The organism is Candidatus Paceibacterota bacterium (assembly GCA_035546035.1).
Taxonomy (GTDB): domain Bacteria; phylum Patescibacteriota; class Minisyncoccia; order Phycocordibacterales; family UBA6065; genus UBA6065.
This window is the reverse complement of the sequence record DASZXC010000014.1, coordinates 1-21,422: the sequence shown is the minus strand read 5'-3', so window position 1 is coordinate 21,422 and position 21,422 is coordinate 1. Positions and strand designations below refer to the sequence as shown.

Genomic DNA, 21,422 nt, shown 5'->3' with positions numbered 1-21,422 from the left:
TCCCATGCGAAAGATAGTATTCGATATCGAAACCCGCAATATCTTCCAGGATGTGGGCTCGAACGATCCGCGCGACCTGGATATCTCCGTCGTCTGCCTGTACGACTACTCGACCGATCAGTATCACAGCTTTTTGCAGGAAGATTTCGGCAAGCTCTGGCCGATCCTCGAATCAGCCGATATGCTCATCACGTTCAACGGCGACCATTTCGACATTCCCCTCCTGGATAAATACTATCCGGGCGATCTGACCAAGATCAAAAGCCTCGACCTCCTCAAAGAGGTCAAAAAATCTCTCGGCTTCCGGATCAAGCTGGATTCCATCGCGCAGGCGACGCTCGGCGCGGGCAAATCAGGCCACGGATTGGAAGCGGTCACCTGGTGGAAGCAGGGCGAAATCGAAAAGATCATAAAGTACTGCAAAGACGATGTGAAAGTGACAAAGGACATCTACGACTACGCCCTTAAGAACGGGTCGCTCAAATTCAAAGACGGCCTCGCAGTGAAGGAGATGAAGCTCGACACCCGCGACTGGGAGAAGAAAGTCGAGAGCGCCATGACGTTCACGCTGGGGTTCTAGCGCGCCGCTTTTCGGCTATTTCTGTAGCTTCTCGAGATCCGCAATGACGGCCTCGGCGTGGCCGAGAGGCCTCACCTTTGAATATATCTTGGCAACCTTGCCGGCAGGATCTATCAGGAACGTCGTACGCTCGACGCCCCAGTACTTGTTTCCGTACATAGATTTCTCTTTCCAAACGTCGTATGCCTCGGCAGCCTCCTTTTCCGTATCCGAGAGGAGCGTGAAGTTCAGGCTCTGTTCCTGGCAGAATTTGGTATGCGATTTCTGGTCATCAGGGCTTACTCCGATGATGACCGCGTTCATATCTCCGATCTCGTATTCATGGTCGCGGAATTCCTGGGCTTCGAGCGTGCATCCCGACGTCATGTCCTTGGGATAGAAATAGAGAATGACCCACTGGCCTTGCCAGTCGGAAAGCGACCGGAGCTTGCCATCCTGGTCCTTAAGGGTGAAATCCGGCGCGGGATTCCCAATGAGAGCGATTTGATCGAGCGATTTCATGGATAGGTATGTGTTATAATTTCCTTCATTATACAGCTATATACGTTATGAACGAGCAAAAACAATCCCTTTCGATCCCTCTCGCCATCATCATCGCGGGCGCCCTTATCGGTTTCGGACTCTATTGGAGCGGCCGCGGCTCTGCGCCGGCCCCCGCCGTCGCTGATACCGCGCCGAAAACGACGACCGACGGCATCAAAGCGGTCACGTCTTCGGATTACGTCCTCGGCAATAGAAACGCCCAGATCATGATCGTCGAATATTCCGACCTCGAATGCCCGTTCTGCAAGCAATACCAATCGGTGCTCCACCAGATCGTGAACGCGTATCCGGGCAAAGTCGCATGGGCGTTCCGGCATTTTCCTGTCCACACGAATTCGATCCCCGAAGCCGAAGCGCTCGAATGCGCCGGCGAGATCGGCGGAAACGACGCGTTCTGGAAATACGCTGACCGCGTATTCCAAGAGACGACGTCGAATAACGGCCTCGACCTTTCGAAATTGCCTCAATTCGCCGCCGACCTCGGCATAGACAAATCGCAGTTCGCCGCATGCGCCGCTTCGAATAAATATGAGTCCAAGATCACCGCAGACCGGCAGGAAGCATTGAGCACGGGCACGCGCGGCACGCCGTACAGCGTCATATTCGCGGGCGGAGACAAGATATCGCTCGACCAGGGCGCCCTTCCGTTCGAGGCGATGAAGAACATTATCGACACGGTCCTCAAAAACTCTTAGCGAGAGCGCACCATTCGCAGTCGGGCTTTTCGCAGCCCTGAAAATCGAAGGCGAGTATTTTCCCTGCCGCGTCAGCTATAGTCGTTTCAAGCTCGCGGACCTCTTCGTCCGTTATGACGAATGCCTCGCGGCGCAATCTGCCGCCGTCATCGGGCTTTATGAAATCAAGCGTGCCTGTTTTCATATTCCACTCGCCTGATTTATAGCGGTCGAGGATCAATTTATAGAATACGAGCTGACGCTTGTAATCGCCGTCGGCATCCTTGGTCTTGCCTTCGAGCTTGTTCCGCGACTGCGGCTTGCCGGTCTTGTAATCCACGACGTTTACCGAATCGCTTTCGACCAATTCGACCTTATCCAAGTTTCCGTTCAGGAGTATCTCCGCATCGCCGACCTTGAACGGCACGCCGGAGACTTTATATTCGTTCCAGATGGTGCGCGGGAATTGATAGGCGGCGAGGTACGCTTTGAGCTCTTCTTTTCCCGACGCGACATAATCGGCGAGGTCGCGCTCGGTCATGTGCGTGCGGCGAAGATATTTTTCAAAGAGGCTGACCGCTTCGTCCACAGGCATATCTTCCTCTCGCTTATAAGCCTCGAAATAGTCATGAAGAGCGCCGTGGATAGCTGATCCGTAGAGCTGCGGATTTTCCTGGGCCTTCGGCAGAAGAATGAGGTTAAGGAAAAAGTACCTCCACGGGCAGACGAGGAAATTATTGAGATGCGTCACCGAAAACCCCCGCTCCAAGAAAAGCGAGCGGATATATGCAGGGTCTTTAAAAAGAGATTTTCTGCCGGCCTGTTTTATGGCGATGGAACGGGAGCCGGCCTCTACGGATCGGCGGACATGGGCTTCGGGGATCTCCAGGATGAATCGCGACAGCGAAAGCTCCTTGCCGTCAGAGTCGCGCTCGGAAGAGGTTATGAATACATGCTTTCGCGCGCGCGTGAGAGCGACATAGAAGAGCCTGCGCTCGTCTTCGGCGCCGTCGCCCGCATCGGGAGCGCGCTCCGCGCCCGTTTCCCCACCGATATTCGGCAAAGCGAATGCTTTTCGCGCCTTTTTTCCTCCCCACACATTGTCGTTCGCGTGGACGATGAATACGTATTCGAATTCAAGACCCTTTGAACCGTGGGCGGTCATGAGCTGGACGCCCTGCGGAGGGATAGACGACGCCGCAATACTGTAGCCATGCTCGCGGGCATGGTCGAGGCGCGCCACAAGGTCGCGGAGTGTCGCCGACCGTTCGCGTTCGGCGAATCGCACGACGGTCGAAAGGAGCGCCGAATACAGCGGCACGAGCTCGCGCGATCTCTCGTGCTTCACCACGAACTCGACGAAACCGGATTCATTGGCGATCGTTTCGAATGCATCCACGACGGGATCTCCCGACGCTAACCGGCCGAAGCGCGCCAGCAAGAGCGCGAAAGGCTTCGTAGCTTCGTTGGCGCGGAGAGAATCGATCAAAAGCCCCTTTTCCCTGCGCCATGTTTCGAGCGCGTGGGAAACCGCCGCGATATCGAGACCGAGAAACGGCGCTAAAAGCGCCCGCGCGACGAATTCGTTCTGCGCAGGATCGAGCGACGCGCGGATGACTGAAATCAGAGCCGCGACATACGGATGATCGAGCACATCGGCATCGGCGAGGCGCGCTACGGGGATATGCGCAGCGGAAAAAGCTCTTTCGACGGCTTCGGCGTGGCGGTTATTGCGAATGAGCACGGCGATCTCTTGCGGGGCAACGCCGCTTTCGATCAGTTTTTTCGCTTCGCGCGAGACAAAATCTAATTCGCTCGGAATATCAGGCAGCGTCACGCAATCGATGGCCTTCGGGATCGAGCCGGGTGCTTTCGCCGCGAGCTCAACGCGTAGGCCCTCATCCGGAACGGGATTATTGCCGATGAGCGCATGCGCCGCATCGAGAATGATCTGGTGCGAGCGATAGTTATCGGAAAGCCGTATCAGCTTTGCGCCCGGAAATTTGCGCTTGAAATGCAGGAAATTTTCCAGAGAAGCGCCCTGAAACCTGAATATGGCCTGCTTCTCGTCGCCGACGATAAAGAGATTCGGGTCCTCATGGAATGAAGAGACGAGCTCGAGGAGCTCGTTCTGGGCGGTATTCGCGTCCTGATGCTCGTCAGCCAGTATGTACTGGCTCTCTTCCTGGATACGGAGGCACAGGTCCCGATCGGCAGACAATCCTTTTACCACTTCGATGATCATATCCTCGAAGTCATAGAGGCGGTTCTGCTCGAGCGCTTTTTCATATGCTGCATACGCTCGGACGAGCTCACGGCTCTTCGCCGTGCCGTCGAGCCTATCTTGATATTCGCCTTTTACGCGGCCGGCGTATTTCCCTTTCTCATGGCGAAGGTCCGGCATACTCAAAACGATTTTTTCCTCGGCATCGATGAGCTCGGCAAGCTTGGCGGACGAGATATGATCGCGCTTCAGGTCTTTTACGGCGCTTATGACTTTAGATACATAGTACGTCGGGTCGCCTTTGGGACGGAGGATACCGAAATCGCCCCCGTCGTCGCCCGTTTCGAGGAGCTTCTCGACGAGGGCGATCTGCTCGAGCCCTTCGACGTGCTCGGCGCCGATGATGCGCGGGAATCGGTCAGGATACGTCTTGATGATGTCGTTCGCGAAGCTATGGAACGTATGGAGGCGGACGCGGTACGCTGCGGGGCCGATGATGTCAGCGAGCTTCTTGCGCATGGCGCGCACGCCCGATTCGGTGAACGTAAGCGCCAAGATCGCGTCAGGAGGCGTATCTGTCCTTTTGAGGATATTCGCTATGCGGAGCGTGAGGATGGTCGTCTTGCCCGTTCCGGGTCCGGCAATGACCATTACCGGGCCGTCGATCGTGTCTACGGCCTCTTTTTGACCTTTGTTCAGATTCCTATAGCGCTCGTCAAAAGACACATCTTGTCTCGATTAGCCGCGCTTCAAAGCGAATGTGAGCGTGTATTTGCCCGGACCGGCGAGAGATATCGCGATGGCCGAGAGGAAGAGCGTGAGATCGAATTCGTATCCGCCGATGAATCCGTGAGAGATCTTCACGAGAAAGGTCGAGCCGAGCATGACGATGGCCAAAAGTATGCCTGACCAGCCTGTCGCGACGCCAAGGAGCATCGAGAGGCCGCCGACGGCTTCGACCGTCGCTACGATATACGCCCAAAACGGCGAAAGGTGCATCGCCGAGAAGAATTCGAGCGTTCCCGGCATATCCATGAATTTCGTCGCTCCGTGGGCGAGGAATACGAGACCGAGGGCGATGCGCACGAGAAGGAGCGCTACGTCAGTATTGTTGGATTTCATAAGGGAAGGTCTAATTTCTAATATCTGTATTGTATCATGCGAAAAAACCGGGCCTGTCCGCCGATCATATGACCGTCGTGCGCTTGCCTTCGTCGTCCAAAATGACGAGTTTGTATATTTCAAGCAGCGCCGAAAGGAGCGCGATCACGAGCGGGCCGAGGAAAAGCCCGATCGGCCCAAAGAATATGATGCCGCCCACGACCGAGAGCAGGACGAACAGCGGGTGGACGGTGAATCCCCTGCCCACGACGAACGGCATCACGAAATTATCCACGAGCCCTACGACGATCGTGCCCCAGACAAGGACGCCGACCGCAGGGACGAGCCTGTCGAGAGCCAAAAGATAGAGGCTCGCAGGGATTATGGTCAGGCCCGCGCCGATGCCCGGGAGAAGCGACACGATGGCCGTGAGCATGCCCCAGAGGATCGCGTGCGGCACGCCGAATATGGCGAAGCCGATAGTCGCAAGGATGCCTTTGATCAAAGAAGTGAAGAGCGAGCCGCGGACAACGGAGTTAACGGCGCGCTCGATCTTTTCGATGATCTGATTGTCGTATCTGTCGGCGAGCGGCGAAAGGTCTATGACCGTCTTCTTGAACGCATGTCCGTCGCGGAGCATGTAGAAGAGGCCGACGATGGCGATGAAGGTGCTCAGCGCGACCGACGACGCCGACGAGAATATGCCGCCGGCATTCCGGACGAGGCTGTCGGCGACGCCTTTCACATAACCCTTGACGTCTATGTTCCATGCGGGAAAAAGCGAATGGAGAGGGCCGATGACGCTGTCAGAGATCATATCAAGCGCTCCCCTGTTCCCGTCGCGGACGTCGGTGTAAAAATTAATCGACTCGATCGTCGCCTGATGGATGAGGATGCCGAGCGGGACGAGAGCGACGACGAGGACGAAGAATACCGTCGCGAGCGTCGCGAGCGTACGGCGATTGCCCCATTCGCGCAGGAGGAACTGGTGGATCGGACGCGCTACGATCGCGGCCATGAACGCCAGAGCGAGCGGCGCTATGAAGGACCAGAACAGGCAGACCGTGAGGATGGCGACGAGGAGAAGGATCCCGATAAAGAAATGAAGCTGGAGTTTCTTGGTGTCCATGGCTTCATTATAGCCTAGAGCTCCGTCTTCGCTATCGAGCGCGAGCGGGCGCGAGGGTTCTTCTCTATAATGAGACGGCACTTATCCGAACAATACGCTTTATCCGCCTTTATGCATGCTTTGCAGCAGAGCATCTGGTTCCTACAGTCCTGGTTGGTGCAATCCGCGAAGGTTTCGGTCTTCGCGCCGCATTTCTCGCAGACGCCGATGACGTCGCGTGCCTTTCCTTTTCCGCCGCCGAAATCCATGGTCACGCGCCCGTCGAACACATAGAGCGATCCCTTGAAATGGACGCCCGGATACTTTTCCATGAACGATACGATGCCTCCGTCGAGCTGGTACACGTCCTTGAATCCTTTTTTGATAAGGTACCCTGACGCTTTTTCGCATCGGACGCCGCCCGTGCAGACGGTGAGCACTTTATCCTGTGCGAATCTCTTCAATTTCGGCATGACCTTCGGCAAGTCGCGGAAGTTTTTAAGAGGCGGCAAGATCGAGCCTTCGAATGCGCCGACCTTGTGTTCGTAGTCGTTCCGCATATCTATGATCGTGAATTTTTCGCCCTTATCGAACCATTTTTTAAGGTCGGCCGGCTTCAGATGGACGCCCGTTGTCTTCCGAGGATCGACATCCGCGTCCTTATTTTTTTCCAAAGAGAGCGACACGATCTCCGGTCGGACTTTGACCGAAAGGCGAGGAAACGCGACGCCTGTGCCCTGGCTTATCTTCCAATGTACGCTCTTGAACCCCGTCTTAGAGTTCAAAAAACGCCTATACGCGCGGGTATCCTTTATAAGGCCCTCCAGAGTCCCGTTTATGCCCTCCTTAGCCACGATGATGCGGCCCTTGAGGTTATGGCGGTCGCAAAAATCCCGCTGCTCCCTGGCGAATTTTTCGGGATCCCGCACGGATGTGTATTTGTAATAAAGGAGTATCTCGTGGCTCATATGGCTGGCTTATGCGAGCCATTCTATACGAAATCGCCCGAAAATAAAGCTTGCGCTGCGGTCGGCCTTAGCCCCAGATGCCGATGACGAGCGTCATCGCGAGGACGACGAGAAGCTCGTGGCCGATGGACACGAGGAAGAACGTCCAGTTGTCGCCGCCAAAGATGACGTCGAAGAGCTTGATCGGGAGAACGAACGCGACCCAGACGGAAAGCGCGAGGACGATCATGCCTGCGATAGACGTCACGACGAGAGAATTAAACAGAGCGGCGATGACGATAGCAGTCACCAGGGTCGAAGCCGCGGTCACGGCCCATACCGGGAGCATGGACTTCCCCGCTTTTTTAGCTATGAGCTTGTCCTCGCCCCAGGACTGGGACTTTTTCCAGATATTGCCGAAAGCCCACGGCGAATGCCAGATAAAGCCGATCATGATACCGACGGCGGTCGCGGCGATAACGACGATATAGTTGATGTTCTCGAAAAACATGGAAATAAATGGTTATGAATGTACGATTATTATACGGACTAAAATAGAGATTAAGAAAAGCTTAATTTGTGTATAACTCCTGATTGTGGCAGTCTGCGGCCTATATACAATAGACAGCAACCTGAAAACCCATGAGAATACTCGTTATCGACGACGATCCTGATATCCGCGGCTTCCTTAAAGAAAAGCTCTCGTCCGAAGGCTTTACGGTGGACACGGCAGGCGACGGCGCCGAAGGCTCATACATGGCCCGCGTTAATGAATACGACGCCCTCATCCTCGATAACGTCATGCCGCGAAAGAACGGCAAAGAGGTGCTGAAAGAGGTTCGCGCGAGCGGCAAGAACATGCCCGTGCTCGCCCTCTCCGTTATGTGCGACATAGACGACAAGATCGAGCTCCTCGATCTCGGCGCGGATGATTACATCACCAAGCCTTTTTCGGCCAAAGAGCTCGTATCGCGCCTCCGCGCCTTGGTCCGCAGGCCGGCACAGATAATCTTACCTGTCCTCACCGCAGGCGACTTGGTCCTCGATACCGCCCGCCAGAGGGCGATCGTCGGAGAGCGCGAAGTGTACCTTACCCGGAAAGAATTCGCTCTGGCCGAATGCCTCCTCCGAAGTGCGGGCGCCATCGTATCGCGCGGGACACTCCTTGAAAGCGTCTGGGAAAGCGACGCCGATCACCTATCGAATACCATCGAAGTCCATATGCGGAACCTCCGCAGGAAAATAGACGGCGATTCAAGGCGCAAGATCATACACACCGCCCCAGGGCGCGGCTATTGGATCGGGGTCCAGGATAAAGTTATGCGTTAGCGTCGACCGATTAGAGGCTGTACGTCCACGGAGTCGGAATGGCCATAGCCATGAGGAGAAAGCCGATGATGGCCATATTCTTCTGGAATGCGATGCGCGCATTCATCTTTGCCATAGGATCGGTCTCTTTCCAGTAATCGTGCATCTTGAGCGTGACCGGAATCATGAATACGAGGAGAGCGATAAGGCCCCAGAACACCGCGACGCCCGACAGGATCGAGAGAGCACCCGCGAGGAGGAGTAGGCCGCTGCCTGTTATGGCGAGCTTTGGAGCCGGAACGCCTTTCGAAGCGGCGTAGCCGACCATGTGCGAACCTTTGATGACGTGGTTATAGGCGTTGATGAGGAAATAGAGACCGACGATGATTCGTCCGAGAGTGAATGCGACAGTCATGTGTGTCAAAAGAATGCTAAAGGGATAACAGTTCCAGTATACACCGCCGCTCCTATTACTGCTTCCTGCGATGGATCATGATCTGGTTCCCGTCAGGGTCTTCGATCAGGACCATATTGCACGACGGCCATTCTGCGGGTTCCATAAGGAATTTGACGTTCGCGGCTTTCAGCCTGTCCACGAATGCCTGGAAATCGTCTACTTCGAGAGCGGCCGTGGCGCCCGTCTTGCCGGGCTTGAAATTGGGCGCGCCTGCACCGATGACGAGGCAATGCTCGTCATGCTCCCCTATCCAGTATTCGATAAAAGCGAAGTCGTTGCCCTGCTCCATGACGGAATCAGGCTTCAGTCCGAGCGTCCCTTCATAGAATGCGCGGGCTCGTCTGACGTCGGTAACGGCATACGCCACGAAAGCGATTTCTTTGATTTTCATATGATTATTGTATGAGCTATATACCTACTACGTCTAGCGCTCTATCTCCCGCTCCATATCCTCGACCTGCTTGTGGATGACCTTCGAGGCTTCGGTGAGGTTCTTGCGAAGGCGCGTGACGATAGCGTCCTCTTCGTCGGTGAGCTTGCGCTTGCTCTTGGTGTGTTCGAGCAAGTGTATGCTGTCCTCGACGTCTTCCTTGAGGAGAGCGAACGCCTTATCTACCATGCGTTCGACGTCGTGGAGCTCTTTGCGAAGCTTCTTCTTCATGATACGGATCTTGTGGAAGCCGAACATGAATATGAAGACGATGGCGAATGCGAGCGCGGCGATAGGGACGGTGATAGCGAGAGCGCTCATGACCGAATAGCCCAGAGATATGAGCCATGACGTGCGGACGAGCACCACTTTTTCAGGCGAAGGCTCGCTCTGGGCGCCGCGCTTGTCCATGGCGACTGCGGTCAGCTTATAGGCGCCGCTCGGAAGCTCGGAATCGAATACGACGGCCCAATTGCCCTGATTATCCGACGTGACGGTCTGGGTGAACGGATCGTCGTCGCTCTTGGCGAGGACCGCTTTCACCATAGCATTCGGCGAAGACACGCCCTTGACCACAAGAGGTGACGAATCGCTTATCTTTTCAGGGTACGACGTGATCTTCGGCGCCGTTATGCCCGCGACACTGAAGTCTATGGACGTCGACGTGAAGTTATTGGCCTCATCGAATGCCTTGGCGATGATCGTATGCGGACCCGGAGAAAGTGTCGGAGCCGTGAATACGCTCGTACCGTCGTCGCGCCAGGTGATCGGATCCTTGAGGTCTATCTGAACTGTGTAATGGTCTATGCCTGAACCGCTATCCGTCGCATTGAATGAGAACTGCGGCGTAGGATCGGTATCGTCGGACGTCGAAAGAGGCTTTATGACGAAGCTTTCAGGCTTGGTGCCGTCTACCTTGAAGAGATAGTGATTGATCGCTCCCCAGCCGTGGTCGTTTTTGAACTGGACGTGGAGGTACCAGACGCCGTCTTCGATGTCGGGTATGGTCTTGCTCTCTATCGCAGGGGTATAGACGACCGTTGGCGTCGAGCCCGGCAGCCTGCCGAGGAGTATGCGCGCGGACGACACATCGCCTGGAACGTCCCACGAGAACGCGCCTTCATGGACCGCATACCAATGCGTCGAATCGGGATACGTAGACGATCGGACAATCGGCTTTTTCGGAGCCAGAGGATCAACGGCCGGTTCGGAATCGGTAGCCGGCGCAGAGACCGTCGGCGCAGGCGATGCCGGCTCCGTCGAGCCGCTTAACATATACGTGGCGTTGTAGAGATTTTTGAGGATATTCGTGCCGCTGCCGTCATTGGCGAGCACTGATCCAGACGAGAATTTGATCTGGGCCGTTCCCTGCCCGACGACACGGAACGTTATGGTAACGAGAGAGCCGCCGGAGCCGCTGAAACCAGGGTTAGGGACGACGCCTTCGAACGAGACCGTGCCCTGGCTATTTGAGAACGACGGATCCTGTACCCACAGAGTCAGAATCGAACCCGTCTTGGATACGGAGACGACCTGGAGCTTTTCTACGGGAAAGGTCACCGTCCCCGAAACGGCATTGATCGCTTGCGCGAGAGACGATACGTAGACGCGCGCGGAAAACGTCTGTCCCGGCGTGTATGAGCCGGAAGACGGAGAGACATAGAGCGTGTCGGCAGAGGCAAAGAATGGAACGGCGAGAACTATCGCCGCACAGAGGAAGATCGCCGCCTTATATACGTAAGAGCGCATAGTGCCAGTATGAGGATAAGTATACCCCAAAGAGAGAGGCTCTCCCAGTAGCGCGGGCCGAAGGTTGAGGATATCCGGACGTTACCCGCCTTATCCACGGCTTTTATGAAAATCCGCTTGGAATATGAGGCCTGATCGAGTTCCAAAGGACTGGTGACGACCATGTAGGCCGATGGTTTCGGAGCGAAGAAGCGAGAGACGGCATATTCATAATGATCTATGCCCGTATTCTTGTCCGTAGCCGAGAACGATACGAAGGCCTTGCCGTCAAAGAGGTCTTTCGAAGAGGCCACAACAGGCGCAAAGCCTTCCGGCGAGACCGCATCGGCGATCAACACGGTCGCCGTGCTCGAACCGGCCTGAATGGTGACGGATGCGGGAGTCGAACGGGTCGCGACCGCTGTCCCTTCCCCGTTGTTCTTAAGGACGATGAAGTCTGATGGCCGGAGCATTGCTATGCCCGCCTTCGAAGATCTCGCGATGAATGAGAAGAGCTCGAATCTGCCTTGGAAACCGCCTGGAGTGATGCCGGAGAATTCTATGAAAGTCGGTCTGGCCGGCGTCGCAGGGACGATCGTCGGCTTCTCTATCCAGACGGTTATAGCCGACTGTGCTTCGTATGTGCGGAGCACGGAAAGCGCGCCTTGATCAAGGCTGATCGATCCGGAGACGGCATTCGCTTTGTCTTTCTCGGTATCGAGAAGGACTCGGACGAGGATCTCTTCGCCCACGGTCGCGGTTTTAGGCGCGTCGAGTGATACGACCGCGGCGGCCGCAAGCGCGGGCGCTGCGAATATCAAGACCATCGCGGTGAAAAATATCTTTTTCATATTATCCGGTCCAGTTATACGCCAATATCGAGAAGTCTATGAGATCCACCTTGCCGTCGCCGTTCAAATCCACGTTCTTCGGAGGGTTCGGCCTCTTGAACCAATATGCGAGGATCGAATAGTCGACGAGGTTGACCTTGCAGTCGGCGTTGAGGTTACCGCGCACGTTGCAGGCCTTGGTAGGCGCAGCCGCCAGGACATTCTGAGTGCCTACGATGAACCCGACGGCCGCGCTGTAGGCCGTGATCTCATTCCCTACCGATGTCTTAGATTTAGCGCTGTGATCGCCCAATTCCAGGGGCGTCGTATCGAAGTTATACAGATACACGCCGCCTGCGTCCGAATCCGTCGTCACGAACATCGTCTGGTCCGAATTGACCTGTATGGTGACATTACCCTTCTGCGCCGTCTGACCAAATATAGCGATGTCGTCGCCGCGCTTGACCTCCGACTTATCGAGGGCAATCGTCGGCGTTATGAATATGCCTCCAATATTGGTCGTCACGCCCGACGTGACGCTCGCGGGGAATGTGAGAAGGCTCGATCTGCGGCCCTGATCGTCTTCGCTATAGACGGAGAAAAAGTAATTCCCCGGACCCAGGTTCGAGACCGACACCTTGAAATTAGCCGTCGCGTCGGCGACCGTCGTCGTGATAACCGTTGCGTCCTTGAGGATCGTGACGGTGCTTTTCGGATATGCCCGGCCCGAAAAATTGACGCCTGACCCGCTTCCCGAAGGGCTTGTATATCCTGTTCCGCCGCCCCCGCCACCACCTCCACTGCCGCCTCCGCTCGACCCTCCGCCCGTCGTCGAAGGAGCGGTAGGAATGGCAGAGACCTCGGTAGACGTCGCTATCTGGTTGCCGAGGGCGTCGAAAACTTTGATGATGAAGTAGTAGCGAATGCCCGGAGCGAGCCCCGACTGGGAGGAAGAGAGCGCGTTGCCCAGGCTAAACATCGTATATGGACCGCCCGGAGAGACCGATTGCCCGACCGAATAGCTCGTCACATTCAATCCGTTCGATGCTTCAGACGCCGTCCAGGACAGGTTCACCGCCGCCGTGTCAGGCGTCGCGGCCACGATCGGCGTGGATACGAGAGGAAAATATTCGAAACCGCTGAACAGTCCGTATGAAGCACTATCCGAAGGCCCGATCGCCGCCTGCGACACGACGCCCGACAGGCCGAACGACGGCGACGTGCCGTAGCCTGCCGGAAATATGACAGGATTCGACGAACGATAGCTCACCGACGAATATTCCTGAGCCGAGACGGCGGAAAAGGCGCCCGTGAGCATAAGGAGACTGAGAGCCGCGATGCTTCGAGAAGCGCGCATGGCCTTTATCCTATTTCGATCCCGAGGAAGCCGGCGGAGGTACGTTCAAGGGAGAGACCTCTATGATCTTGTCGAGAGACGGCCTCCAGAGAATGGCCTTCCTGGAATTGGTATATATGAGGACCTTGTCGCCTACGACGGCATTGGCGAAGAAAGGCTGATCCTTGAGCCTCGCCGGATCGGATACCGTCGCGAGGGTCGGCGTCTCGTCGGCGGGAAGCACGATGTATCGGCCGATCTTCGACACGAGCCCTTTGATCTCGGCATCGGCGACGAGATTCGGATTTTCAAGAGCGGCGACCCTGTGCTGAAGGCGCGCGGCGTAAGAGAGAGAGGCGACGATAATGACAATGAGGCAAATAAGGGCTATCTGGACAGGTTTAGGCGTCTGCTTAAGGGTGTTCATAATGAGAAGTATATCAAAACGACCGGTTGTTTTTAAGAAGGGTGCCATACACGATCGAAGATATGCCGGAGATGGTATCAGAGAGGCCCGCAAAGCTCTTTCCGCGACTCATTATGCAGAGAACGTAGGGCTGGCCGGGCTTATACACGACGCCGCAATCATGGAGCTCGCGCATACCGTCATCGGTAGTCCTTTCACCGAACTTATGCGACACGACGACGCCTTTCGGGACGCCTTTCGCGAGTCCGTCGGTAAAGAACGTCTCTGAAAGGAGCGAAAGGACGCGCTCGGAGTCATCTTGGCTCAAATACGACGCGTTATAGAGCACGCGGAAGAACGACCCGAAATCCCGGACATTGATCGAATAGCCCTCGGGAGACGGCGCTTCTATGCCCAGATCGCTGTATGACGCGAGGAGCGCCGGTGTATTCACCGAATTGATGATGAGATATGCGGCATTGTTCTCCGAATAGACAAGCATATAGCGGGCAAGCTCTTCGAGGGTATACGCCTTCCCTCTTTCTATATGCTCCGGCGGAACGAAATTCTGCATGCCATCGAAATTATCGTCACCCTCTTTCAGAGTCGCGGGTCTCAGAAGGATCGAAGGGTCATTCTCCGCCTGCTTATAGAGGGCGATCGCCGTCGGCACCTTGAGAAGGCTTCCGGGGGCGAATCTATAAGAGCTGTTTATGTTCACGTAAGGGCCATTGTTGAGGTCACGGAAATAGACTGCGACATCTTCGGCGGCGTCTTTGGCTTTTTGCCTCTCTATGAATGCATTGAGCTCCTCGGTGATCTCCGCCGCATCGCCGTTCATGAGATTGCTCGCCTGGTAGTCTCCGCATTCGAGGAGAGGGCTGATGAACCTGTACCTGGTATTGCGCTCGATGACGTCGGTATCAGGAGATGCCACGTCGGAAGCGATCGAATACCTGCCGGCCGCGAAGCCGAGAGCGAGCGCGGCGAGGCATATGACGACGGCTGCTGGTTTCTTAAGGAGAGTCATGGCTGCGGAAAGGATGAGGCGCTCTCGCCGGGATCGGTCGGCGGCGGCCCACCGCTCGGCTGAAGCGTAACAGGAATATCGTCGGTCGTCGAAGCAGTCGTCGTTCCGGCACTCTCACCGAGTCCCGCCCCTTCCGCCGCCGGAGTCGTCGTAGGCGTCGTGAGGTCTATCGGCGGAGGCGCTTCGGTAATAGTCGAACCGCTTATGCCGGTCTGCCCGTCGTCCGACACTCCCGCCTGTAGCGGCTCCGGAACCCGCTCTTGTACCGGCGCGCTCTCGTCGCGGGATGTAAAGAGCTTGGCGTTCTTTACCGCAAGGGCTATCCAGCTGAATCCTATGTCGCCCGGAGCCGGCTTATTGAGGCGTATCGTGAAGCCCGTGGCGCTCTTGCGCGCAACGATATAGCGGATGTCCTGGTCAAAGATCGCGTCTCCGAGGTCCTGACTCGACGATGCGGCCTCAAGGGCGATCGTGGCGCTCACGATCGGCATCTCGATGTATTCGCGGTCGAAGACGACGGCAACTTCCCGGGCGCCTGACTTGATGACGGCGCTGCCGCCGGTATCGGTCGTGAAATACGGCCTGCCGAAGAACGTCGCGTCAGAGAGTATGTCCACCGTAGTCGAAGCGGACCCGATCGTCGCTACAGAGAGGCCTTCTGCCGTGAGGCTCTGCGCGCTGACGCCTCCCGCGAAGAAGCCGTTGCCGAGCTCGTCGAGCATGACGGAAAGGGTCGTCGTGGACGCGTATCCAAGCGTCGTCGAGGCGTCAGTAGACGAAGCGTCTATGCCTGCGACCGCGGCAATAAGAGAGGTCTTGAATATATTAAGCCCGCGGGCAGTGAATGCGTCCGCCTCTATATCGCGCGCCTTGACGGTATCTGCTTTTATAGAATCGACCGCGAGTGTGGCCAATCCCTCGATCGAATCAGCGTGCATGAGATGGGTCGTGATGGTCGGAGATATGATCTCGGAGACCGCGCTTATCTTATCGGCGAACAATTCCGAACGAGCCGCGGCCTGGTCTGCGCGCGACATCTTGAGGCCGTCGAGGTACGCGAGTATCTGCTGGCTGCGCGAGGCGCTCGATCGCGCCGAGGTAGTCGTCGCATCGGCGGCCATGTCTTCCGTATCGGTAGCTTCCCCGTCAGCGATCGCGATAGAGTTTCCAGGGACGACGCCGTTCAGGGCGATGGCATCGTCTATGGATGCGCCGAGATAGTCGACGAGATTCACGAACATCATGATCGTGCCGCACTGACGATTCGCCGCCGTACCACCCGCAGGACAATCCTGGGCCTTTGACGGATCGAAGGATTCGAGCGCGTGACCGATGACATGGCCGGCAAGAGTCGCCTTCATGGCATATCCGGGAACGCTCGAAGGCGTAAGCTTGTCACCCGTACGAATGATGCCGTTCTCGGTCGACACTTTGACCGGCACGCGGCCTATGAGAGCGATCGGATACGAGTCTTTGGTATACGCGCCGGCAACAAAGCCCGGATCGGTGGACACGACGCCGAGAGCGTCAGGCTGATACTGGTACGTCGTCGGCATAACGCCGTGATTGTTCTGCGGATCGATAGCCACAACGGTGCCGTTCTCCAGAGGGACCTGCGACGTATATCGCTCGGCGAGGTCGGCGCCCGAGGTATTTATAGTCGCCCCGTCGGCGCTGTATATGTTGCCATTCGACGTGATGCGGAGCATCGTAGCGCCGTCGGCCTGGAGGTTAAGGAAATCTATATCCTTGGTGACTGCGATCTCGCTCAAGACGGGTTGGGTGACCGTTCGCTGGGTGGATACAGGGGTCGAGCCGTTATACCAGACATCCTGATAGACGCCTGTATATGAAGGGAAATCGCGCTTGAAATTAAACGTTACCTGTATCCACTTCTCGCCTATGCCCGGATTGATCTTTTCGCCCGGCTTGTCTATCGACCTTGTCGGCGCGTCCTGAAGATCGGTCTGGGTGGCTGCGGTCTTTACTTCCGCCGAGACTCCGGCATAGCTCGGGCTTATCTTCCAACTGAGGACGGAACTCGAATCGAGGTCCGAAATGAGCATCTGTTCGGTCTTATAGAGACCGCTCGATACCCATCCCGTATCGACTTCGTGCGTGACCGTAGATGAGGCGGTCGTGGATGCCGAACCGTCTATAAGAAGGAACTTGCCGTCGGGACGCTGGAATGCGATGGCGCCCGGTCCTACGCCGAGATACTGGCCGAAGCCTCCCGGCGTAGTAAGCAAAGTGGAGGTCGCGATCGCGCTCGGGCCATTTCCCGTCGTCGGATAGAAGATACCCTGCGCTCCACCCGTAGGCAGATCTTCGGTCACTCCCTGCTCGACGCCGGCCTTTTCGACATATATCTGCGACTTGGTCGTAGAGGCCGAGCCGATCATGACGAGCCATGATCCGTCCTGGGTCATCGGAATAGCGAACGTTCCTTCGGGCTTCAATCCTCCTGTTGGCAGGGTCGCGGCGAGCGTCGGCCCGACGATCATGCGGTTCGTGATCGGATTATATATGTTAGTGGTCGATATGAACGCGCACGTAGAGGCCGTGGCGCCGCCCTTTATGATGAGCCACATGCCATCGCCCCTCTGAATGGCCGTCGCGCCCGGACCCGTACCGGTCACTACAGTGATGTTAGGGTTCGCGCGGAACTGCATCTGATTAGGGTCGAAGAGGTTCGTCGCCGTAGTCGGGGTACAGGTCTCGTTCGTCGTACCTGGAATGAGGAGATAGGTCCCGTCAGGGCGCGAAAGTGCCATAGATCCTCCGCCGACGACGTTCTGGGTCACGGGACCTTGGATAGTGCTGTTCTGAAGCGGGTCATAGATCGAGGTGCCCGTGGTAAAGCTTCCGTGAACGATAAGATATTTGCCCGTCGGCAAAGGTATGACGAGCGCGCCGCGGCCAGCATTGCCAGTAAGAGGCGGGCCATACGTGAACGTATTCGTCACGGGATCATATATGTTCGTCGTCGTGGTTCCTGTCCCGGCCGTGCTGTTACCAGTCGAGTTGCCTATGACAATGAGGAACTTGCCGTCAGGGCGCTTTACTGCAAGAGCACCGAGACCTATGTTTGTAGTCGGACCGGTTCCCAAGCTGGTTATAGCCTTGGTCGCAGGATTATAGAGCTGGGCCGGCACTATGGAAGACGGTGTCGAAGAGCCCGCGATGATCACAAATGTGCCGTCAGGGCGCTTCATAACGAGGGTAGAAGACGAGATTCCGTAGAGGAGAGGTGTCGAAGTCGCGAACGCCGCATTGAAATTCGCCGCATCTGTTGCGTTCACGGTTCCGTTATATTCAGGATTCGAGACTTGAGAATAGGCTAGCCCGATGCCATCCGTCTTTACCTGTAGATTGACCGTTATCGGTATCGTCGAGGTAGCAGAGCTCGTCGAGAACGAATTGCTTGCGAAATCGATGAAGCTCTTCTTATAGAGCGCTCCGTTATTGATAGTGAAATCGTAGATCGTAGGATCTATGGTGTTCCTGCTATATCGCGTCTGGCCCGTCTTTCGGATATTCCACTCCTGGTCGTTGAATTTCGGCAGGTCGCGCTGCAGATACACCTTGACCTGAACGCGATTGTCAGTGGTGTTATCAGGACGCACGGGGTCACCGCTAGACTCGACCGTATGGTACGTGCCGGAGCACGATCCCGTGCCCGTTTTGACCATGAACGTATAGGTTCCTTCGTTCGCCGTATGCCACGTCAGGGTAGATTGGGTGTTAAGGCCCGGCGCCGACATACATTCGGTTTCATAGCTCGCCGAAAGTTCCGGCGACGAGCCGGTTCCGCCGATGACATAGCCGAAGTCATAGTCCGTGACGGCCGATGCTGACGCGCCGGCGCCTACGATCGCATAGTGGCCGTTAGGCCTTATGAACGCCGTGGCGCCTACGTTCAAGGTTCCGCCCGCTGGAAGACTCTGTCCTGCCGTGAACATGCTTCCGATCGAGGCGGTAGGATCGATGATGTTCGTCACGCCGGAGGTGGATCCGATCAGGAGAAGGTATGTTCCGCCCGTCCTCCATATAGCCTGCGCGCCGTCCTTGAGCGCGACGGTCGGTCCGGTGCCGAGGGACGATATGGTTCCTGCAGCGGCATTGGTCGTCGATGCGGTCTCTGCAGGATCATAGATATATGCGGTGCTTATAGCGCCCGGCAACAGGATAAACCGTCCGTCGCCCTTTCGTATCGAGAACGCGCCCGCAGCGACCGCCGGGAAACCGGATATAGGGTTCTTAACCGTGAATGCTCCCGTAGTTCCCAAGTTCGGATTATAGAGATAGTTCGCCGTTCCGCCTCCCACGATGACGAGGAACGTGCCGTTATCGCGCTGGATGGAGTGCGCGCCCGCGCCGAACGTATCGGTCGTGAGCACGGGACCAGAAGTAAAAGTATTCGCCGTCGGGTCGTATACGGAGGTGTTCACCGAGCCTCCGCACATGACGAAATATTTGCCGTCAGGGCGCTGGAAAGCGTTCGTGCCCGTGTTCGGAGCGGAGCATCCGGTGACGGTCGGTCCGGGCATCGCCTGGATGCGGCCGTACGGATCGATGAGCGTAGTCGTGTTAACGCCGCCGGCATGGATAACAAGGTAGCGGCCGTCAGGGCGATGGAGCGCGATCGATCCGGCTCCGGCATTGGCGGTAAGCGTGGTGCCGAGCGGAGTCATCGTGCTCGAATAGCCGTCCCAGACTGATACCGCGGTTCCGCCGCCGTGGATAACGACGTACTGGCCATCGTCACGGAGTATGACTTCGCCGCCCGCTCCCATAGCCGTCGGGGTCGTCGTCGCCGATGCGGTGAACATACCCGAACCGACGCCGCTCGTAACGGCATTCGTCGAGGTGCTGTCATTAAGGTCGATAGTATCGTTCTTGGACGTAACGTTGTTAAGGATAGCCGTCGGATCGAAGGTGAAATCCGACGCCGTCCCCTTGGATGTAGACGTCTTTACGATATCGTTCGTCGTTGCCGATATGGTGACCCCGCCATTGTTGCCGACGACGAATTTGTCGACGCCTGAAGCGCGGAGCGCAAGGAGCGATCCATTGCTGGTCTGGTCTATGACGGCAGCGGCAAGGGCGTTAGAGCTCGACACCGAGAGGGTCGCGACAGGGCTCGTCGAACCGATGCCGACATTGCCCGCATTGTCTATGGTCAAGCGGGGCGTGAGCGTCGTAAGGCTATCGTTCGCCTCTCCTATGGTGAAAGCTCCCTGAGAAGAGGACGCGTAGAAATGCTTCTGATCGACGCCCGCAGTCGGGTCAGAGATGACGATCTGCGGCCTCGTCGAAGTCGCGACCTGGAGGGCGCCGAACGGCGTCGAAGTGCCTACTCCGAACTGACCGGTCGCTTTTACATAGATCAGGCCTCCCGCGCCGCCGAGGGAGAGGCCGTCATTGAACTGGATCTGGCCGTTCGTGCCACCCGCGCTCGCCGCACCAGCGTTTATCGTACAATCCGTCCTCGCCGATCCGTTGTTATCGGCGCAGGAAACGCCTGAACCGGTGAAGTTGAGCACCGTCCTTTGGGTAAGGCCGCTGCCTTCGTCCTGGATAGTCGCGTACCCTCCGCCCGCTCCGGCGGCGGTTATCTGGGTCGAGCCGTCAGGGAATTTGAAGCCTCCGGTTCCCGAATAGATGAGGCCGTTGACTTCGAGCTTTGCTGTAGGCGTCGAAGTGCCGATGCCTATGTTGCCCGAGCCGTTCACTATGAAATGAGTTACCGTCGAAGAACCGACGATGAATTCCGGCGCGCCGACGCCGTTCCCATTCGGATTGACGGAGAGAAGGCCCCACGGAGTGGTCGAGCCTATGCCGACGAGGCCGCCCGAGGTTATGGACATCCTCTGATTCGCGCTCAGCTGTCCACCGCTATAGAAGCTCAACGCGCCGGCGGCGTTCAGTGCGCCGATGCTCAAGCCGCCCGTATCGTTGCCGGCGAGGATGGTCGTCCTCGGATTATATATCGTTCCCGAGCCGGTGTAGCCTCGGCCGACGTAATCGAATTCGCCGTATTCGACGCCGGATGTATTCTGGCTGCCGCCCACGGCAACCGATGCGAAGGCCGCATTGCCCGCATTCGGATTGACGAACTGCATGTAAGCGCCGCCGTTCGCATTCTTCTCGACATAGAGGGCGCTGCCCGTATTCGGCGTCGTCGTACCGACGCCCACTTCCCCGTTCGCATTCACGACGAGGCCCGATCCGCGGACCGCGAGGAGCGACGCAAAGAGATTCGTCGACGATGCCGTGGTCGAGAACAAGCTCGTCGTGGTGGCATTCGTGGTGGTCGATGTTTGGGAAGTGAGGGCGAATACGGTCGACGATGCAGCTACGATCACGCCTCGCGTAGTCGTAGGAGCCAGATAGAGACCGCTTCCCTGAACCGACCAGTCGCGGAACTGCGACGAATAATAATCTGATGAAGATGTCGCCCACAATTGCGCCACGGTCGCATAGTCTGTTCCCGCTACTGCGGCCAATATGGAACCGGAGCCATTCGTCTTCAAGAGCGAATTAGCGATCGAGGAGACCGCGAGATTGGTCGTGGTCGCTTGGGTCGCCGTCGCATTACCCGTGATATTGAGATTGCCCGTGATCGTAGACGACGCCTGCGACACGAAGCCGCCGTTCGCGAGTATCGTTCGCGTCGTCGTCGGAGCGAGGTATCCGCCGGAGAGAGCGAAGTCCCTG

The 21,422-nt window shown here is 56.9% G+C and carries 17 protein-coding genes; 3 read left to right on the top strand and 14 right to left on the bottom strand.

Features of this window, described 5'->3' with window-relative positions:
• Positions 1–4: 4 nt before the first annotated feature.
• Entirely contained in the window at positions 5–580 is a 576-nt protein-coding gene (locus VHE10_03635; GenBank protein ID HVU06848.1) for a ribonuclease H-like domain-containing protein, read from the top strand.
• 15 nt (positions 581–595) lie between these two features.
• Here VHE10_03635 and bcp read toward each other — a convergent pair whose 3' ends face one another.
• Positions 596–1,081 (bottom strand): thioredoxin-dependent thiol peroxidase, encoded by a 486-nt coding sequence (gene bcp / locus VHE10_03630; protein ID HVU06847.1) that lies wholly within the window; start codon positions 1,079–1,081, stop codon positions 596–598.
• A gap of 47 nt (positions 1,082–1,128) precedes the next feature.
• On the opposite strand from bcp, the gene VHE10_03625 reads away from it, so the two are divergent.
• The gene (locus tag VHE10_03625; GenBank protein HVU06846.1) at positions 1,129–1,818 is read left to right on the top strand and encodes a DsbA family protein; all 690 of its coding nucleotides are present in this window, start codon (positions 1,129–1,131) and stop codon (positions 1,816–1,818) included.
• Here the strand turns inward: VHE10_03625 and VHE10_03620 are convergent.
• From VHE10_03620 to VHE10_03600, 5 genes are all read right to left on the bottom strand, one after another.
• Positions 1,805–4,747 (bottom strand): ATP-dependent DNA helicase, encoded by a 2,943-nt coding sequence (locus VHE10_03620; GenBank protein HVU06845.1) that lies wholly within the window; start codon positions 4,745–4,747, stop codon positions 1,805–1,807. The two genes, VHE10_03625 and VHE10_03620, sit on opposite strands and share 14 nt — an antisense overlap.
• Before the next feature lie 12 nt (positions 4,748–4,759).
• Positions 4,760–5,143: a DoxX family protein gene (locus tag VHE10_03615; GenBank protein ID HVU06844.1), complete on the bottom strand. Its 384-nt coding sequence runs from the start codon at positions 5,141–5,143 to the stop codon at positions 4,760–4,762.
• 64 nt (positions 5,144–5,207) lie between these two features.
• A complete protein-coding gene (locus tag VHE10_03610; protein ID HVU06843.1) occupies positions 5,208–6,251 on the bottom strand; it encodes an AI-2E family transporter in 1,044 nt (347 codons plus the stop codon).
• A gap of 14 nt (positions 6,252–6,265) precedes the next feature.
• Positions 6,266–7,198, bottom strand: coding sequence for a rhodanese-related sulfurtransferase (locus VHE10_03605; GenBank protein ID HVU06842.1), 933 nt, complete (start codon positions 7,196–7,198; stop codon positions 6,266–6,268).
• A gap of 67 nt (positions 7,199–7,265) precedes the next feature.
• On the bottom strand, positions 7,266–7,688 hold the full coding sequence (locus VHE10_03600; protein HVU06841.1) for a DUF1761 domain-containing protein: 423 nt from the start codon (positions 7,686–7,688) through the stop codon (positions 7,266–7,268).
• 131 nt (positions 7,689–7,819) lie between these two features.
• On the opposite strand from VHE10_03600, the gene VHE10_03595 reads away from it, so the two are divergent.
• Complete coding sequence (locus VHE10_03595) at positions 7,820–8,506, top strand: response regulator transcription factor (protein ID HVU06840.1); 687 nt, start codon at positions 7,820–7,822, stop codon at positions 8,504–8,506.
• 10 nt (positions 8,507–8,516) lie between these two features.
• Here the strand turns inward: VHE10_03595 and VHE10_03590 are convergent, their stop codons facing one another.
• The 8 genes from VHE10_03590 to VHE10_03555 form a co-directional block, all read right to left on the bottom strand.
• Complete coding sequence (locus tag VHE10_03590) at positions 8,517–8,900, bottom strand: DoxX family membrane protein (protein HVU06839.1); 384 nt, start codon at positions 8,898–8,900, stop codon at positions 8,517–8,519.
• Between the two features lie 55 nt (positions 8,901–8,955).
• Complete coding sequence (locus VHE10_03585) at positions 8,956–9,333, bottom strand: VOC family protein (GenBank protein ID HVU06838.1); 378 nt, start codon at positions 9,331–9,333, stop codon at positions 8,956–8,958.
• Between the two features lie 33 nt (positions 9,334–9,366).
• Positions 9,367–11,121, bottom strand: a complete 1,755-nt coding sequence (locus VHE10_03580) for a hypothetical protein (protein ID HVU06837.1) — start codon at positions 11,119–11,121, stop codon at positions 9,367–9,369.
• Entirely contained in the window at positions 11,073–11,951 is an 879-nt protein-coding gene (locus tag VHE10_03575; protein HVU06836.1) for a hypothetical protein, read from the bottom strand. Before VHE10_03575 ends, VHE10_03580 begins: the two co-directional genes overlap by 49 nt.
• Position 11,952: 1 nt before the next feature.
• Positions 11,953–13,287, bottom strand: a complete 1,335-nt coding sequence (locus VHE10_03570) for a dockerin type I repeat-containing protein (GenBank protein ID HVU06835.1) — start codon at positions 13,285–13,287, stop codon at positions 11,953–11,955.
• Between the two features lie 10 nt (positions 13,288–13,297).
• Positions 13,298–13,693, bottom strand: a complete 396-nt coding sequence (locus VHE10_03565; protein ID HVU06834.1) for a hypothetical protein — start codon at positions 13,691–13,693, stop codon at positions 13,298–13,300.
• Between the two features lie 13 nt (positions 13,694–13,706).
• Positions 13,707–14,702 (bottom strand): serine hydrolase, encoded by a 996-nt coding sequence (locus VHE10_03560; GenBank protein HVU06833.1) that lies wholly within the window; start codon positions 14,700–14,702, stop codon positions 13,707–13,709.
• Positions 14,699–21,422: hypothetical protein (locus VHE10_03555; protein ID HVU06832.1), on the bottom strand; the 6,724-nt coding region annotated here is incomplete at its 5' end. The genes VHE10_03560 and VHE10_03555, both read right to left, overlap by 4 nt.

What these genes read in the sequence shown, in the direction of transcription:
- VHE10_03595 (HVU06840.1), top strand. Translation starts at nt 7,820, where the DNA reads ATGAGAATACTCGTTATCGACGACGATCCTGATATCCGCGGCTTCCTT.
- VHE10_03570 (HVU06835.1), bottom strand. Translation starts at nt 13,287, where the DNA reads ATGCGCGCTTCTCGAAGCATCGCGGCTCTCAGTCTCCTTATGCTCACG.
- VHE10_03635 (HVU06848.1), top strand. Translation starts at nt 5, where the DNA reads ATGCGAAAGATAGTATTCGATATCGAAACCCGCAATATCTTCCAGGAT.
- VHE10_03580 (HVU06837.1), bottom strand. Translation starts at nt 11,121, where the DNA reads ATGCGCTCTTACGTATATAAGGCGGCGATCTTCCTCTGTGCGGCGATA.
- bcp (HVU06847.1), bottom strand. Translation starts at nt 1,081, where the DNA reads ATGAAATCGCTCGATCAAATCGCTCTCATTGGGAATCCCGCGCCGGAT.
- VHE10_03560 (HVU06833.1), bottom strand. Translation starts at nt 14,702, where the DNA reads ATGACTCTCCTTAAGAAACCAGCAGCCGTCGTCATATGCCTCGCCGCG.
- VHE10_03605 (HVU06842.1), bottom strand. Translation starts at nt 7,198, where the DNA reads ATGAGCCACGAGATACTCCTTTATTACAAATACACATCCGTGCGGGAT.
- VHE10_03615 (HVU06844.1), bottom strand. Translation starts at nt 5,143, where the DNA reads ATGAAATCCAACAATACTGACGTAGCGCTCCTTCTCGTGCGCATCGCC.
- VHE10_03565 (HVU06834.1), bottom strand. Translation starts at nt 13,693, where the DNA reads ATGAACACCCTTAAGCAGACGCCTAAACCTGTCCAGATAGCCCTTATT.
- VHE10_03585 (HVU06838.1), bottom strand. Translation starts at nt 9,333, where the DNA reads ATGAAAATCAAAGAAATCGCTTTCGTGGCGTATGCCGTTACCGACGTC.
- VHE10_03600 (HVU06841.1), bottom strand. Translation starts at nt 7,688, where the DNA reads ATGTTTTTCGAGAACATCAACTATATCGTCGTTATCGCCGCGACCGCC.
- VHE10_03590 (HVU06839.1), bottom strand. Translation starts at nt 8,900, where the DNA reads ATGACTGTCGCATTCACTCTCGGACGAATCATCGTCGGTCTCTATTTC.
- VHE10_03625 (HVU06846.1), top strand. Translation starts at nt 1,129, where the DNA reads ATGAACGAGCAAAAACAATCCCTTTCGATCCCTCTCGCCATCATCATC.
- VHE10_03610 (HVU06843.1), bottom strand. Translation starts at nt 6,251, where the DNA reads ATGGACACCAAGAAACTCCAGCTTCATTTCTTTATCGGGATCCTTCTC.
- VHE10_03575 (HVU06836.1), bottom strand. Translation starts at nt 11,951, where the DNA reads ATGAAAAAGATATTTTTCACCGCGATGGTCTTGATATTCGCAGCGCCC.